This window comes from Candidatus Palibaumannia cicadellinicola (assembly GCF_001269425.1).
Taxonomy (GTDB): Bacteria; Pseudomonadota; Gammaproteobacteria; order Enterobacterales; family Enterobacteriaceae; genus Baumannia; species Baumannia cicadellinicola_A.
On record NZ_CP011787.1, the window covers coordinates 403,092 to 420,318 of the forward strand.

The window sequence follows — 17,227 nt, forward strand, 5'->3', positions numbered from 1 at the left end:
ATATGCTGATCATATAAGCTAAAATCACATTTTAAGCTGATTATTATGGATAGATATATAAATGATTATTACCTTGTGGAACATTATAAAAAACCAATGCAGATTGGTTTGGCGCTTACTTATTTTTATACGTAATTTTATTTGTAACATATTTATATTTTTAATAATAGTTATTATAGTAGGTATTCCCCTGCAGATTAATCATACGAAATCTTCGGTAACACAAGGTGCTCTCATTATGGATATCACTGGTACCATTGTAGATAATGCCATAGCAAATAATAAATTGAGACTACTTGGTCGTGAATTATTTGGCATAAAAAACATAAAAGAGAATTCACTATTCGATATAGTAGAAATAATTAGACAGGCAAAAAGTAATACTAATATTACTGGTTTAGTACTATCATTAAAAAACTTTAATGGTGCAGATCAACCTTCACTTCAATATATTGGTAAAGCGCTAAGTGAATTCAGAGATAGTGGGAAACCTATTTACTCTATAGGTGATAGTTATAATCAGGCGCAGTATTTTCTTGCTAGCTATGCTAATAAAATTTATCTTATGCCACAAGGTATGGTAGATTTACGAGGTTTTGCTACTAATAATTTCTACTATAAGTCTCTACTAGATAAGCTGAAAGTAAATAGTTATATTTTCCGTGTAGGTACATACAAATCTGCAGCAGAGCCTTTTTTACGTGATAATATGTCCGAAGCAGCTCGATCCGCTGATAGTCGTTGGCTTGGAAAATTATGGCAAAATTATATGGATATAGTAGCTATAAATCGTAAGTTAACACCAACAGAACTTTTTCCTGATTTTCCTACTTTACTTGCTAGATTAAAAGCTGTCAATGGTGATATGGCACAGTTAGCACTAAAGAATAAATGGGTAGATGAAGTAACTTCTAGTGCTAGTTTTGATCAAGCTATGATAAAAATTTTTGGCAAAAATGATCAAAGTAAATCATTTAATGCTATTAGTATCTATGATTATAAGCTCATTCATCCAGTCCAGCAAAGTACTAAAATTGCTGTTATTTTTGTAGAAGGTACAATAAATGACGGACCAGAAACACCTGGATCTATTTGTGGTGAGCAAATTGCTCTTCAGATACGCGATGCACGTTTAGATCCTAATATTAAAGCAATTATTTTGAGAGTAAATAGCCCAGGTGGTAGCGTTAGTGCATCAGAAGTAATTCACGCAGAACTATTAGCAGCACGTGCTGCTAATAAACCTATAGTAATATCTATGGGTGGTATGGCAGCTTCAGGTGGTTATTGGATATCTACACCGGGAAACTTTATTATTGCTAGCAAAAGTACCATCACTGGCTCGATTGGTATTTTTGGTTTTATCCATACTTTAGAAAATTTTCTTGACAGTATTGGCATACATACTGATGGAGTAGCTACTTCACCAATAGCAAATAGATCAATAACAAAAAAATTACCAATAGAATTATCAAAAATAATGCAGCTTACAGTAGAAAATGGCTATAATAAATTTATTCAGCTAGTAGCTGAATCTCGTCATAAGACATTAGATGAAATTGAAAACATTGCTCAGGGTCATGTATGGATTGGTAGCGATGCCATAAATAAAGGGCTAGTAGATAAATTAGGTGATTTTGATGATGCTGTCAATAAAGCAGCTGAGTTAGCCAATATTGAAAATTATCAACTTAATTGGTATATAAATCAGCCAAGTATAATAAATATTGTACTGAATCAAATTAATGTAGAAAATTATAATTTTATACCTAAACCTATTATTAATATATTAAATTTTATAAATCAAAATGGTGGGATAGGATTATTTGATGCTCAAAATCGCTATGCATTTTGCCTAAATTGTGAAAAAGGTAAGGCATAACTACATAACAATAAAGTACAAGAACAAGTAAATGGTTGTTACATGTCCCATCAAAGAAACATATTTTTATAATTAATTATTAATTACTGGTGAAATGATGACTATCAAAATAGGTATCAACGGTTTTGGTCGTATTGGGAGGATGATTTGTCGTGCTGCGCAGAAACGTGATGACATTGAAATCGTTGCTATAAACGACCTATTAGATGCTAACTACATGGGTTATATGTTGAAATATGACTCCACTCATGGTATATTTAATGGCACATTAGTAGTAGGAGATGGTTATCTTATAGTAAATGGTAAACATATACGTTGTACTTCTGAAAAAGATCCTATTAATATAAAATGGGATTTAGTTGGCGTAGATATCGTAGCTGAAGCAACCGGTTTATTCTTAACTGAGGCAACTGCACGTAAACATATTACTTCTGGAGCTAAGAAAGTTGTGCTTACTGGTCCATCTAAAGATGATACACCTATGTTTGTTATGGGTGTAAACCATAAGTCTTATAATGGTCAGAAGATTATCTCTAATGCTTCATGCACGACTAATTGTCTGGCTCCATTAGCTAAAGTTATAAATGATAACTTTGGTATTGTTGAAGCACTGATGACAACTGTACATGCAATGACAGCTACTCAAAAAACTGTTGATAGCAATTCTTATAAAGACTGGCGTGAGGGGAGGGGAGCTTCTCAGAACATTATTCCATCCTCTACTGGAGCTGCAAAAGCAGTTGGTAAAGTTATTCCTCAACTTAATGGTAAGTTAACAGGTATATCTTTCAGAGTTCCTACTCCAAACGTATCGGTAGTCGATTTAACGGCACGTATAAATATATCTACTTCTTATGAAGAAATATGCTCAGTGATAAAACAAACTTCTGAATGTGAGTTGAAAGGAATAATGGGTTACACAGATGAAAACGTAGTTTCAACTGATTTTAATGGTGAGACTCTTACTTCGGTTTTTGATGCTAAAGCTGGTGTCGCTTTAAACAAAAATTTTGTTAAACTAGTTGCCTGGTATGATAACGAAACAGGATATTCTCACAAAGTTTTGGATTTAATATCGTATATTGCTAACTATAAATAACGCTAATTGTTATTACTAATAGCGTTAATTACCTGATATAAATCTAAAAAATAATCTGTATCCGATTATTTTTTTTATTGAATATGTATATCTATTTATATAGCTGCTCTAAAAATCGTATAATTTGGTTACTACTTGCACTTACTGCTTTTATTTTAGAAGTAGTTGGATTTTATTTACAGTATGTAATGTTAATTAATCCTTGTGTGCTATGTATTTACCAACGTTTGACGTTGTATTGCATTATGATTGCTGGTATTTTAGTTGCAATATCACCTTCTATATTTTTATTACGCTTTATAGGTATATCTGTATTGATATACAGCGCTTGGAAAGGACTCAGGGTTTCTATTATTCAATATAAGACTAATATTTCACCTTTTTTTATCTGTGATTTGGTTATTAATTTTCCTAGTTGGCTACATTATTTAGATAAATTTTTCCCTTATTTATTTTATAACACTAGTAACAGTAACTGTGCCGTAAATAAATTAAATTTAATTTCACTATCAATGACTAAATGGATGATGTTCATTTTTTCTGGATATATAATAATAGGCATTGTCATTTTGCTGGCACAGTTTTGTACTTTAAATAAAAAAATTATTTTTAATAAACGTAATTAACTTAATATGCCTAAGAGACTAGCAAATTTATTTAAAATAACATGATAAAAAAGCCAATTAATATAAAAGGTAGTAGTTTTACTTTATCGGTAATTAATATTAATAATGCGCCACTAGAAGAAATTATTAAGGCCATACAGGAAAAAGTAAAACAAGCACCTAACTTATTTCAACATGCGCCAGTAATAATAAATGTTGCTAATCTTAATAGCGAATGTAATTGGCTTGATTTTTCCAGAGCGATATTAGCAACTGGGCTACATGTAGTTGCCGTTAGTGGTTGTCAAGATTCTACCCTAAGAAATAAAATTCTAAGTAGCGGACTGCCAATTATAAACGAAGGAAAGGTAATTAAAAACTACAGTAGTGCTAAAGTTCTTACTAATAAGAATCTAGCTATTAGTCCATCAATATTAATTAATACTCCGGTCCGTTCAGGACAAAAAATTTATGCACGTAATAGTTATTTGATTATCACAAGCAGCGTAAGTGCTGGTGCAGAACTAATCGCAGATGGTAATATTCATATATATGGGATGATGCGTGGTAGGGCGCTAGCAGGTGCATCTGGAGATATTGATTGTCAAATTTTCTGTAGTTATATATCACCAGAACTAGTATCTATTGCAGGACAATATTGGTTATTAGATCAAATTCCTGTAGAATTATTAGGAAAAGCTGTACGTATTTACCTGCGCTACGGTGCACTGTATATCACACCTTTAATCCATTGACAAAGGAACATTTTATGGCAACCATTATAGTTGTAACTTCAGGAAAAGGTGGCGTTGGTAAAACTACATCAAGTGCAGCAATTGCTACTGGTTTAGCCAATAAAAATAAGAAAACTGTAGTCATTGATTTTGATATTGGGTTAAGAAACCTAGATTTGATTATGGGTTGTGAACGTAGAGTAGTATATGACTTTGTTAATGTTATTAATGGTGATGCACATATAAATCAAGCGCTTATAAAAGATAAGCGCACTGAAAATCTATATATTTTACCAGCTTCTCAAACTCGTGATAAAGATGTCCTTACTAGGACCGGGGTAGAAAAAGTACTAACTAGTTTAAATGATATGGCTTTTGACTTCATGATATGTGATTCTCCTGCAGGAATTGAAAACGGTGCATTAATGGCACTTTACTTTGCAGATGAAGCAATTATTACGACTAATCCAGAAGTTTCTTCTGTGAGAGACTCAGATAGAATATTAGGGATTTTGTCTTCTAAGTCGCGCCGTGCTGAAACAAATATGGCTCCTATTAAGGAACACTTGTTGCTAACTAGATATAACCTTAGTAGAGTTAGCCGTGGTGAAATGCTTAGTATGTCTGATGTAATTGATATTTTAAGAATTCCGCTATTAGGTGTAATACCTGAAGATAATTCAGTTTTACGATCTTCTAATCAAGGTGAACCTATTATACTAGATAAAAAGTCTCATGCTGGCCAAGCTTATTCTGATATTGTGGATCGATTATTAGGCTATGAACGTCCCTTACGCTTTATTGCCGAAGATAATAAGGGTTTTCTAAGACGTCTTTTTGGTGTATGAAACATGGAATTATTCAATTTTTGTTTTTCACGCAAACAAACACCAGCTAATTTAGCTAAACAAAGGTTACAAATTATCGTTGCGGAGCAACGAAAAAGTTGCAAAATACATCATTACGTACCTCAGCTAAAGTACGATTTACTTCAAGTACTATATAAATACTTATCATTATCAATATATTCTGAGGTGCTTTCTGTACAGCTGAACATAAAACATGGTGATGTATCCATTATTGATCTTCAAATAAATCTACCTGAAATCGCAAATAGTTTACAATGTAGAAAATAATTCAATTTGAATACATATTCAATACATTAATTACTAATTTTTCTATTTTATCTACTTATTTGATATAGGTTTATTAGATGCTACTTTATTCCTTAGATAATTTGGTTTTACTGTAGTTAAAGAATTAAAGTAACCATTACGTAATTGCTGTAATGCTAATGGTAGCATATCTTGCGCTGAAGGTAAAATTATCTGATCTATATCAGAATTATTAATATATTTTTGCTTAAATGTTATTAATTCTGGATAATTCATCCATCCTGTTCCTGCACACACCCAGGAACCAGTAAGTTCGGATTCTGAGATCATAGTAACTAAATCTTTAGGTTTTAGTACTGCTTCAGTTTTTTTACCTAACCATATTCCGTCATTATAACGAAGATATTGTGCGCAGTACACTTCTCCCATCATTGCATCAATTGCTGGAATTACCTTATTAGCACCAGTCTGTCGCCATGCGCCTTGAGCTAAAGTCGCAAGTGTTGATATGCCAATAAGAGATAAATTAGCGCCTAATGCTAATCCCTGAGCAATACTAATACTAATACGTATTCCAGTAAAACTACCCGGACCACAGCTAAAAGCTAAGGCATCTAGATCTGATAATTTAATATTTGCTTCAGCTAATAAGCTATCTACCATTGGTAGAATATTTTTAGTATGCTCACGTGGTATCACAGCAAAGCGATCTATGATTGTCTGATCTATCATTAATGCGGCTGAGCAAGCTTCAGTAGCGGTATCAATTGCTAAAATACTAGTTGACACTAAGTAAACAATACCTCTTTAATTATTATTGATTATGTTGTATATGCTGCAGTAATATTTATATAATTATTTATTCTATAAATATTATTTTTTACTTATGTGTGGAATAAAACTAATTAACTTTTTTTGAAAATTTATTTACTTATAAATACATAGTCCCAGTATACTAAATAATAATTTTAACAGGTTCATTAATCCATTATACTATAATTAAAAATTTTACATGATTAGTAAATATAAATTTAATATCTGCAGCATTAATATAATGCAGCCAATATAAACATTATTAGCGTTAGTTAATAATAACATCATAATTATCCATTGATATTTAGTATCATTAAATAATTAATTTTTATCAAATTTACAGTTTTGTGAAATATTGTTTGGATTAGCATATAACATATTACTAATGCCTAATTATTAATTAATGCTAGTTGTATATTATAAGCCAAGTAAACCTATCCAATAACCTACAATGCCAAATACAAAAAAGCTCATTAATATCCATATTGCGTTTATTTTACGCTGTAGTAACCACATACAACCAAAAGTAAGTAGTAAAGGAACCAAACCAGGTATTAGTTGATCTAGTATTGATTGCATAGTTATGAATGTAGTTTTACCTTCTAAATTATTCACGCTTGATACTACAAAATTCATATTAATATGAGTCCACTTATTAATTAGTGCTCCCATAACAAATAATCCAACAATTGATGCTCCTTCAGTTAGTTTTTTTAATAAACCATTACTAATATCTTTAACGATATTCAACCCTTTATGATAACCATAAGATACACCATAATAACGAATTGTTAGACGTACAATGTTAAATAATATAAAGAAAATCATTGGTCCTAATATACTGCCACTTAGCGCTATGCTAGCACCTAGCGCTGCTAACACTGGTCGTAATGTACCCCAAAAAATAGGATCACCTACGCCAGCAAGAGGACCCATAAAACCTACTTTTACACTATTGATAGCCGCATCATCAATCAGCGCCCCGTTTGCGCGCTGTTCTTCCATTGCCATAGTCACACCTAGTATAGGCGCTGCTACATATGGATGTGTATTAAAAAATTCCAGGTGTCGTTTAATTGCTTGCTTACGCGCTTCATTTTTTTCAGGATATAGGCGGCGAATTACTGGCACCATAGAAAAACAGAAACCTAGTGCTTGCATACGTTCGAAGTTCCATGATGCCTGAAATAAATTAGAGCGAATAAATACTGCACGAATATCGCTAATAGTTAATTTTTTTTAGTACCAATCGTATTACTCATGATAATCACCTCATTAATCTAATTCATTATCAAGATTTTTTTTATTTAGATCTTGCGATAGTGCTGTAGTCGGTGGTACTGCTGCACTTTGTGAGCTTAATTGAATATACAAAATAGCCATTATTATGCCTAATATACCTAGTGCTACTACATTAAAGCTAGTAAATGCTGAAATCACAAAACCAAGGTATAAAAATGGCATTAAGTAACTAGTACGCATCATATTAATTACCATTGCATAACCTACTACAACAATAATACCTCCTACGATACGCAGTCCATTAGTTACTACTTCTGGAATAGAAGTAAGAATAGTATGCATAGTATCAGTACTAACTGAAATACTCACAATAAACACAGGAATCGCAATACGTATTGCTTGTAATAATAAAGCAGAAATATGGATAAAACTTATAGCTTTTAGGTTACCATGCTCTGCTGCTCGGTCAGCTGCGTGTTGAAATCCAATTGTTATAGTACGCACTATTATAGTCAAAACTTGTCCGGCTGCGGCTAGCGGAATAGCAAGTGCCAGACTAGTAGAGATATCTTGCTTACATGCAATTACTAGTATTGTAGCTATAATTGAGGCTAATGAGATATCAGGTGCTACTGCAGCACCAACATTCATCCAGCCTAGTGCTATCATTTCTAGCGTACCACCTATTATTATCCCAGTTGTCATATTACCTAGAATAATACCAATTAAGGTACATGTGATTAATGGACGGTGAATCTGAAATTCGTCTAGAATAGATTCCATACCTGCAATACAGCCCACGAGACACATTAGTATTATTTGAAGCGTGGTTATCTCCATTGCATTTTCCTCTCAAATATATAATACACCTATTATAATTAATGTTATTAATTTATTATTGTTATGATATGGATTATTTTCCAAGTTTATTTTTAATTAAATTCATCATATTTAGTGGGGAATCTGATGGTACTTGACGTACTTCTAACTCAATACCTAATTTATTTAGTTGTTTGAATGCAGCAATATCTGTATCATCTACTGATACTGCATTATTAATTTGATGTTTACCTTTACAGAAAGCCATACCACCAATATTAATTTTAGTAATATTTACTCCACCTTCTATTATACGTAATACATCAGAAGGATTAGTAAATAATAGCATTACTAGATCATTAGCATATTTTGGATTATCATAAACTCTGATAGCTTTAGCAATATCAACGACATGTGCAGTTATTCCAGGAGGAGCAACTTGAGTTAGTATAGTTTTTCGTATTACATCGTTTGCTACTTCATCATTGATAACAATTATACGTTTTACTTTAGTATCTTTAGTCCATCTAGTTACTACTTGTCCATGAATTAAACGATCATCAATTCTAGCTAACACTATAATCATATGATTATTATGATTAGCCTGATGGTTTTTTACAGGCACGGTGTGTGTGTGCTTTGTCAGTGTGTCTTCATCATAAGACAAATTAGCTTTTAGCGATTTCACGCCGAAACGACCGGTATATACTGCAATTTTAACCAGTTCCTGAAAAGATGGATTATCATCACGTGCCATAAATATTTCAGTTATCATAGGAATATTTACCCCTGATATAACTTCATAGTTATTATTATTTATGTTCATAACTATTTTACTGGCAGCATTAAATGGACTACCTCCCCAGGTATCAACTAAAAATAATACCCCATTAGTAGTATCCATGTTTTCTAGTTTAGTATTATATTTTTTAATTAATATGTCAGTATTTTCTCCATTCAAGAAATCTATCCAAGCAACATTTTTTTGTTTACCTAAAATCATTTCTGCTGTTTTAAGTAATTGTTCAGCTGATGATCCGTGAGTACTAATAATTATAGCAATACTCACTAAACACCTCCTATATATGAATAATATTAAGTATTTACTACTAGCTTCATTATAGCTAGTAACCACTATAACTATGATAATAATATCATATTAATTACGCTCAAGTTTAGCGTATAATAGATATTAATTTAATAGATTGATCTAATTGAGTGAATATTTTATATTTTGTAAAAATACATCAATTGTCTGATAATTAGGCTATAATTAGTAATAAAAAATTAATTTATCTAAATAAAGGGATTACTTTAAAAAAGTATTTATCGCTGAACTAGCTGATATAGATAGTTTATAAGTAAAAAAATATAGATTATTAACTCATATAACAATCGATTATTACCTATCCTATCTTCTTACGGAGTCTGTCCTGTGATAGAATGTCTCATAGACCCCTCAATTTTGGTGGGATTACTGACCCTAATAATGTTAGAAATTATTTTGGGTATTGATAATATTGTTTTTGTTGCTGTGTTGGCAGATAAATTATCACCAAAAAAAAGAGATCGTGCTCGTATGATAGGACTTATACTAGCACTAATAATGCGTATATTATTACTGTCTTTTATGTCATGGATTGTTACTCTAACTTTTCCATTATTTAGTATAAAATCTTTATCTTTTTCCGGTCGTGACCTAATTTTGTTATTAGGTGGTTTTTTTTTATTATTTAAAGCTACTACTGAACTTCACGAACTATTAGAAAATAAAAAACATTATGGCAGTTCTAGTAATGGTTATGCTAATTTTTGTGCTATTGTGGTACAAATTGTAATTTTTGATGCAGTTTTTTCATTGGATTCTATGATTACAGCTGTAGGTATAATCAATAATCTTACTCTAACTATTACAGCGGTAGTGATAGCAATGGGGATTATGCTATTAGTTTCTAAATTCTTAACCAATTTTGTTAATAATCATACTGTATTAGTTTTATTTTTAAGCGTTCTACTAATGATAGGGCTTAGTCTAATTGCAGAAGGATTTGGTGTTCATATTCATAAAGGATATTTATATTCTGCTATTTGCTTCTCTATTATTATAGAGCTTTTGAACCAAATAGCTTGGCGTAATTTTATTAAAAATAATACTAAAAAACCTTTACGTGAGCTGACTATAGAAGTCATTATGTTACTAATAGGTAGACGTGCTCAATATAAACCTTATAAACCTTCATCAGTTGACAATCAGTTTCATACATTACTACAGGATGCAAATTTTGCTGCAAAAAAATACTATCTTATAACTAGTATAGTATCACTAGCATCAAAAAAATTAAGTAGCATAATGACTCCTAGAAATCAAATTGTATGGATTGATAGTAAGCTTCCAGTAGAAGAATTAATAGTTAAGTTAATCACTACGCCCCATAATTTGTTACCAATATGTTATGGCGAATTAGATAATTTAATAGGTATAGTGCGTGCTAAAGATTTAATGTTATATCTTGAACAAGGCAAAAAAATTAATTTATATGAAGCTATAACACCAGCTTTGATCGTACTAGAGTCCAGAAATATTTTAAATTCTTTGAAAGAACTACGCAGTGCTAAAGATAAACTAATAATCGTAGCTAATGAATTAGGTATAATTCAGGGGTTAGTAACACCTTCTAACATATTAGAAGCAATGACCGAATTAAATTCTTTAGTACAGTAGTAAATTGTTTCACTATAATGAGTAAGGTACTAATAAAAATTTCATAACTAATAAAGACAAAAACGTTTAACTTTACCGCAGCAAAGTACCCTTAATTAGACTAGATTAAATTTTATCACAGCGTAGTTTACACAATTGTTCCTTTGTTCCTTATAAAATTTCAGGACAGTTTTAGGTTCAGTTAGTATTATAATAAATACTGACAAAGGTGCAATTTTGATAACAGTAATCAGCGTGTCAATACTGTTGTGTTGTTGTATCTTCCTACATTTTTAATCATCAATTATAATTAGCACTAGTAATGAATTGAGCTGTTTGAGTAATACTAATTATAGCTAGTAGCTTTTTTTATACTAAAGTAACATAGTCAGCATTACTAAATTTGCAATCTTTGCAAAAAAATATTTTAGTTAAAAATTTTTTGTTACTCCTTTAGCAGCTACAGGCTGAGCAACAATAATATCAAAACTACTATAGTATCTATATTAATTAGAATTATATAAATAAAAAATAAAAATATTGATTTATACTACTTATGTATAACTCAATGTTATAATAACTATATTATAGTTATTTATTATTGATAATTTAACATGAAAGTATTACATAATACTATATCGAATAAAATATTACGTAATCGTATGCTAGTTGAAACTGAGCGGCGTACTACTATTTCTTTTTACAAATATTTTTATATCGATGATCCGAATAGTTTTCGTGATACTATTTATCGTAAATTAAATGATTTACATGTTTTAGGTAGAATTTATATCGCTACTGAAGGGATAAATGGGCAAATTAGTGTTAGAAAAAATAATTTCAATAGTTTCCGTACAATACTATACAACTCTCATCCAAAGTTAGATAAAGTACGACTAAATATCGCACTAGATAATAATGTTCTTTCCTTCTGGGTACTACGTATCAAGGTACGTGCTAGTATTGTTGCTGACGGAATTACAGATCATAGTTTTAATTACTTAAATGTAGGACATTATTTAAAAGCCGAAGAAGTAAATATCATGGCAGATAATCCTGATGTGTTATTTGTAGATATGCGTAATCATTATGAATATGAAATTGGTCATTTTAAGCAGGCTCTTGATATTCCATCTAATACCTTCCGTGAACAACTTTATATGGTAGTTAAGATGTTACAACATGATAAAAATCGACATATTGTTATGTATTGTACTGGTGGGATACGTTGTGAAAAAGCTAGCGCCTGGATGTTACATAATGGTTTTAAGAATATATACCATGTAGAAGGTGGTATTATCGGGTATACTAATCGCGCTAAAGAATTAGGATTACCTATAAAGTTTATTGGCAAAAATTTTGTTTTTGATGAACGTTTCGGCGAACGTATCACTTCAGAAGTTATTGCACATTGCCATCAATGTAATTCACTATGTGATAGTTATACTAATTGTCGTAACACACACTGTCATCGTTTGTTTATTCAATGTAATAACTGTGCTAAAAAATACTATGGTTGTTGTAATTTGCTTTGTAAGAATAAGCAACTAGCTACTACTAGCTATAGTGTTTGAAGTTGGTTACTTTTATAATTGTGGTATAATTGTGGAGCTAAGCGGGATCGAACCGCTGACCTCTTGCATGCCATGCAAGTACTCTTCCAGCTGAGCTATAGCCCCTTTTTATCTATATTCTTATTAATAATATATTCAGTTAATTATTTAATAATCATCACAAATCTACCTAATCATCTCCATAAGTTAGTTTTAAGGCAATATCAATGCGTTTTATCGACCTTAATTTTCCTATTGTTTTAATAGTTAAATCAATATCAGGAGAATAACTGACACCAGTCACTGCTACACGTAACGGCATGCTAACTTTTTCTATTTTTACTTCTAATTCATTTGCTGTTTGGACAATAGCATTATGTACTGATTCTTTAGTCCAATTATTTATTATCGATAGTTTATCTCTTACTCTTTGTAATAGCTTAGTTGCATCTTTTGTCAAATATATTTTTGCTGCTTCAGGATCTAATTGACAAACATCTTGATAAAAATTATAGCAATAATTAGCCATTTCTTTTATTGTTTTACAACGTTTACTAAATAACTGTACTAATTCTTTTAGTGGAGGACCACTAACTATATTAGTACAGTTATTATTTAGATGCCAAAATAGATGTTGTGCAATATTATCTGGTGATAAATTTTTTATATAAAATTGATTATACCATAATAATTTTTTATTATCAAATGTGCTAGCAGATTTACTCACTGCTTCTATACTAAAAAGTTTCTTCATGTTATCTAAGGAAAAAATTTCCTGATTACCGTAAGACCAACCTAAGCGTACTAAATAATTGAGAACAGCTTCTGGTATAAATCCTTCATCTCGGTATTGCATTATTCCAACTGCACCATGTCTTTTAGACAGTTTTTTTCCGTCATTACCCATAATCATAGAAACATGAGCATACTCTGGTAATGGTGCCCCTAGAGCTTTTAGGATATTAATTTGGCGCGGAGTATTATTTATATGATCTTCACCACGAATAACGTGAGTGATTTTCATATCAAAGTCATCGACGACAACACAAAAATTATAGGTAGGTGTACCGTCGGTACGACGGATAATTAGATCATCTAATTCTTTATTACTATACTGAATTATACCCCTAATGAGATCTTTAAATATAACTGAACCTTCTTTTGGATTACGAAAACGTACTACATAAGGTAGATCATCAAAAATATTTTTTTGATAATTATTGCGACAAAATCCATCATAACGTGGTTTTTCACCATTAATCATCTGTTGATTACGTATATTTTCTAGTCTATTTTTTGAGCAATAACATTTATAAGCATGACCATTATTTAGTAGATGATTTATCATATAGTTATAGTAAGCAAAACGTTTAGTTTGAAAATAAGGACCTTGATCCCAATTTATTTTAAGCCAGTTTAAACTATCTATGATAGCATTAATAGCTTGTGGTGTAGAACGCTCTAGGTCAGTATCTTCTATGCGTAATATAAACTCACCACCATGATGTCTCGCAAATAACCAAGAATATAATGCAGTACGAGCACTACCTATATGGAGATATCCTGTAGGACTAGGTGCAAAACGAGTTTTAATTTTCATATAAAATATCCCTTAAAATGAAGATAAATAGTATTTTATTTAGAAAAGTCGTTGACTCATTTCAGTTGTTTCTTATAATGCTATTGTATAGATACAAAATAGGTGATTAGCTCAGTTGGGAGAGCACCTCCCTTACAAGGAGGGGGTCGGCGGTTCGAATCCGTCATCACCTACCATATAATTTTAATAAAAATATTGGTTTAAAAAAACATGGCATGGGTCGTTAGCTCAGTTGGTAGAGCAGTTGACTTTTAATCAATTGGTCGCAGGTTCGAATCCTGCACGACCTACCATCCATAATATCATATTATGATAAATAATCTTTATTGAAGTTCAGAAAGATCTCTAATAACTAAGCCTTTCCTGTATACGTAAAAGGTGGTTTAGAATAAAATATGAATATACTGAGAAAGAAAAACATCCATCCTAATATAGTAAAATAATCTATAGTGGATAGCATAGCAGACTGTTGTTCTATAATATTTGCTAGCTGCGCTATTTTCATTTGTTCACTACCTGATAGATGATCTAAAAAAAGTTTTATTGTTTTATTATCACTCGTAATATTTTCTGTTAATTGCGCATGATGAAAAATATTTCGCCATTGCCAAAACCAACTAGTAATAGAAGCTGCAAAACTACTTCCTAGAACTCGGATAAAAGTAGCTAAACTAGCACCATCAGTAATATCTTTCTCTGGTAAACTTGACAATAAAATTTGATTTAGTGGCATAAAAAATAAGGCAATACCAATGCCCATAAAACATTGGATTATAGCTATGTGCTCATAATTGACCATAGTTGTAAAATTAGAGCGCATATAACAAGAAATACCCATAACTAAAAATGAAAAACTAGCTAATAATCTTAAGTCTAATTTCAGTCCATAACGTCCAACTAATGGGTTGATAACCATAGGTAAAATACCAATAGGTGCTGCTGCTAATCCTGCCCAAAGAGGAGTATAACCAAGTTGATGTTGTAACCATTGCGGTAATATTAAGTTAATACTAAAAAAACCAGAATAACCTAAAACTATATTTAACGCTCCTACTGAAAAATTATGGTATTTAAACAAGCGAAAGTTAATAATTGGATATTTGTAAGTTAATTCCCATAGTACTAAAAAGGTTAGTGATATTACTGCTATTAACATGGCAATGTTAATAAAATTTGATTGAAACCAGTCTAGATTATTTCCTTTATCTAGGACTATTTGTAATAGGGATACTCCTAATACTAATAGGAATAAACCAATATAATCAATGGGCTTTTGTTCTGTTTCATCAGGACGATTTTTAAGTTGAGTGAATACTATAATAATTGCTAAAATACCTGTTGGTATATTAATAAAAAAAATCCAAGACCAAGAGTAATTATCAGTTATAAAACCTCCTGCTAATGGTCCTATTATAGGAGCTACTACAGTTACCATTGCTAATAGCGATAGCGCCATACCCCTTTTATCTATAGGATAAATTGATAATAATAAAGTTTGAGAAATAGGATAAAGTGGTCCAGCAAAGAACCCCTGTAAGGCACGGTAAAAAACAAGTTGTATTAACTTTTGTGCTATCCCGCATAAAAATGAAGTAATGATAAATAGTAGTAAAGATACTAAAAATAATTTAGTATGACCAATACGTCGTGCTATCCAGCCTGTCAGTGGTAGCGATATAGCATTTGATACGGCAAATGATGTAATCACCCAAGTACCTTGTTCTGAACATACTCCTAGATTTCCTGCAATTGTAGGTAATGCTACATTAGCAATAGTAGTATCTAATACTTGCATAAAAGTAGTTAAAGATATACCAATAGTTGCTAAAACTAAGCTGGGAGGACGAAAATATTTATCACTCATAGTAGTTATTAACTAATGTGGGCTTTTGCTTAATTCACAATTATTATAAATAATATTTGATACTAATTTATTAGCTTCCGATAACTGATTATCATATATTTCTGTAATATACCTGATATTATTACCTTTATGCGGTGCTAATAAAGGTCCTTTCTGATTATGTAAATCAACTTTGACATTAGTAGATAAACCTATACGAAGTGGATAACGATCTAAATTATCTGGATTGATACTAATACGAATTGGTAATCTTTGTACTATTTTAATCCAATTTCCGCTAGCGTTTTGTGCCGGTAGTAGCGCAAAAACACTACCAGTACCTATTCCTATACTTTCCACTTTGCCATGATAGGTAATCTTATTACCATATAAATCAGATTTAATTTCTACTGGCTGTCCTATACGCATTGATAATAATTGAGTTTCTTTAAAGTTAGCTTCAATCCAAATATTATTTAGCGGTACTATAGTCATCAATACTGTACCGGGTTCTATATAGCTACCTATTTGGACTGATCTTTTAGCAATAAATCCACTCACTGGAGCAAATAAATTGCTACGCTTATGATTTATGTATGCACTACGTACATGCGCAGCAGCATGCTGTACATCAGGATGTTGAGCAATAGTAGTAGTCTTATCTGCTAGAACTATCATAGTATCTAACTGTTGCTGTGCTGAGGACAACAAATTTTCAGCGTAAGTTAACTTATTAAGATAATTAGATAATTCATTTTTAGAAATTAATCCTTTACTTAGCATATAAAGGCGAATTTTATAATTAGTGCGAGCACTTTGTAGCTCGATATTACGTTTATTAACTATTTTTTTATAAACATTAATTTTATCATGTATTCTACATACTTGTCGAACTACTTTCGCTAGCTTAGTTTCCGCACTTTCTTGAGCGATAATAGTATCGCTAGGATCAAGCTTAACTAATAATTGCCCTTTTTTGACAAAATCTCCATCATCTACTGTAATCATAGTTACAGTACCAACTAACTGAGGAGTTATTTTTACTAAGTTTCCAGTAACATAAGCATCATTAGTACTCTCATAAAATTTTTCATATGACCAGTAATAAACACTATAAGTAATAAAAAATATGATTATCATCATAAGTAATATGATAAATTGATATTTTATTAGTTTGTTCTTGATATTAAGCTTACTAAGGTTTGTCATAAAATATTAATT

14 protein-coding genes, 3 tRNA genes and 1 pseudogene are annotated in these 17,227 nt (G+C 31.1%); 10 read left to right on the top strand and 8 right to left on the bottom strand.

The features are described from left to right. Positions 1 to 61: 61 nt before the first annotated feature. From sppA to minE, 6 genes are all read left to right on the top strand, one after another. The gene (gene sppA, locus AB162_RS01870; RefSeq protein ID WP_156213990.1) at positions 62 to 1,882 is read left to right on the top strand and encodes a signal peptide peptidase SppA; all 1,821 of its coding nucleotides are present in this window, start codon (positions 62 to 64) and stop codon (positions 1,880 to 1,882) included. A 97-nt stretch (positions 1,883 to 1,979) separates the two neighbouring features. Continuing rightward, entirely contained in the window at positions 1,980 to 2,981 is a 1,002-nt protein-coding gene (gene gap / locus AB162_RS01875; protein WP_053097004.1) for a type I glyceraldehyde-3-phosphate dehydrogenase, read from the top strand. An 83-nt stretch (positions 2,982 to 3,064) separates the two neighbouring features. Next, on the top strand, positions 3,065 to 3,607 hold the full coding sequence (gene dsbB, locus AB162_RS01880; protein WP_053097006.1) for a disulfide bond formation protein DsbB: 543 nt from the start codon (positions 3,065 to 3,067) through the stop codon (positions 3,605 to 3,607). 41 nt (positions 3,608 to 3,648) lie between these two features. Continuing rightward, on the top strand, positions 3,649 to 4,341 hold the full coding sequence (gene minC, locus AB162_RS01885) for a septum site-determining protein MinC (protein WP_053097008.1): 693 nt from the start codon (positions 3,649 to 3,651) through the stop codon (positions 4,339 to 4,341). Between the two features lie 14 nt (positions 4,342 to 4,355). Further along, positions 4,356 to 5,168 (top strand): septum site-determining protein MinD, encoded by an 813-nt coding sequence (minD, locus tag AB162_RS01890; RefSeq protein WP_053097010.1) that lies wholly within the window; start codon positions 4,356 to 4,358, stop codon positions 5,166 to 5,168. A 3-nt stretch (positions 5,169 to 5,171) separates the two neighbouring features. Next, the gene (gene minE, locus AB162_RS01895) at positions 5,172 to 5,456 is read left to right on the top strand and encodes a cell division topological specificity factor MinE (RefSeq protein ID WP_053097012.1); all 285 of its coding nucleotides are present in this window, start codon (positions 5,172 to 5,174) and stop codon (positions 5,454 to 5,456) included. A gap of 51 nt (positions 5,457 to 5,507) precedes the next feature. Here the strand turns inward: minE and tsaB are convergent, their stop codons facing one another. The 4 genes from tsaB to manX all read right to left on the bottom strand — a co-directional run bounded on the left by tsaB (position 5,508) and on the right by manX (position 9,444). Continuing rightward, positions 5,508 to 6,224: a tRNA (adenosine(37)-N6)-threonylcarbamoyltransferase complex dimerization subunit type 1 TsaB gene (gene tsaB / locus AB162_RS01900; RefSeq protein ID WP_053097014.1), complete on the bottom strand. Its 717-nt coding sequence runs from the start codon at positions 6,222 to 6,224 to the stop codon at positions 5,508 to 5,510. Positions 6,225 to 6,665: 441 nt separating this feature from the next. Next, positions 6,666 to 7,475, bottom strand: coding sequence for a PTS mannose transporter subunit IID (locus AB162_RS01905; protein ID WP_053097016.1), 810 nt, complete (start codon positions 7,473 to 7,475; stop codon positions 6,666 to 6,668). A 48-nt stretch (positions 7,476 to 7,523) separates the two neighbouring features. Continuing rightward, positions 7,524 to 8,330, bottom strand: a complete 807-nt coding sequence (locus tag AB162_RS01910; RefSeq protein WP_053097018.1) for a PTS mannose/fructose/sorbose transporter subunit IIC — start codon at positions 8,328 to 8,330, stop codon at positions 7,524 to 7,526. Between the two features lie 73 nt (positions 8,331 to 8,403). Beyond that, the gene (manX, locus tag AB162_RS01915) at positions 8,404 to 9,444 is read right to left on the bottom strand and encodes a PTS mannose transporter subunit IIAB (RefSeq protein WP_420021807.1); all 1,041 of its coding nucleotides are present in this window, start codon (positions 9,442 to 9,444) and stop codon (positions 8,404 to 8,406) included. A 354-nt stretch (positions 9,445 to 9,798) separates the two neighbouring features. Here manX and AB162_RS01920 point away from each other — a divergent pair, with 354 nt between their 5' ends. Both AB162_RS01920 and trhO read left to right on the top strand, forming a co-directional pair. Further along, positions 9,799 to 11,031 carry a TerC family protein gene (locus tag AB162_RS01920; protein ID WP_053097022.1) on the top strand — a complete coding sequence of 411 codons (1,233 nt, stop codon included), beginning with the start codon at positions 9,799 to 9,801 and terminating at the stop codon, positions 11,029 to 11,031. A 593-nt stretch (positions 11,032 to 11,624) separates the two neighbouring features. After that, positions 11,625 to 12,545: pseudogene (gene trhO / locus AB162_RS01925) on the top strand (oxygen-dependent tRNA uridine(34) hydroxylase TrhO); the annotation flags it as partial. Between the two features lie 71 nt (positions 12,546 to 12,616). Here trhO and AB162_RS01930 read toward each other — a convergent pair. Both AB162_RS01930 and gltX read right to left on the bottom strand, forming a co-directional pair. Beyond that, a tRNA-Ala gene (locus AB162_RS01930) sits at positions 12,617 to 12,689 on the bottom strand. A 64-nt stretch (positions 12,690 to 12,753) separates the two neighbouring features. Further along, on the bottom strand, positions 12,754 to 14,163 hold the full coding sequence (gltX, locus tag AB162_RS01935; protein WP_053097026.1) for a glutamate--tRNA ligase: 1,410 nt from the start codon (positions 14,161 to 14,163) through the stop codon (positions 12,754 to 12,756). 100 nt (positions 14,164 to 14,263) lie between these two features. Between gltX and AB162_RS01940 the strand changes: the two genes are divergently transcribed. After that, a tRNA-Val gene (locus AB162_RS01940) sits at positions 14,264 to 14,339 on the top strand. Positions 14,340 to 14,380: 41 nt separating this feature from the next. Then, positions 14,381 to 14,456: transfer RNA gene (locus AB162_RS01945), tRNA-Lys, on the top strand. 59 nt (positions 14,457 to 14,515) lie between these two features. On the opposite strand, the gene AB162_RS01950 is transcribed toward AB162_RS01945, so the two are convergent. Next, on the bottom strand, positions 14,516 to 16,036 hold the full coding sequence (locus tag AB162_RS01950) for a DHA2 family efflux MFS transporter permease subunit (RefSeq protein WP_420021815.1): 1,521 nt from the start codon (positions 16,034 to 16,036) through the stop codon (positions 14,516 to 14,518). 3 nt (positions 16,037 to 16,039) lie between these two features. After that, positions 16,040 to 17,215 carry an HlyD/EmrA/EmrK family protein gene (locus AB162_RS01955; protein ID WP_053097030.1) on the bottom strand — a complete coding sequence of 392 codons (1,176 nt, stop codon included), beginning with the start codon at positions 17,213 to 17,215 and terminating at the stop codon, positions 16,040 to 16,042. Positions 17,216 to 17,227: the final 12 nt, after the last annotated feature.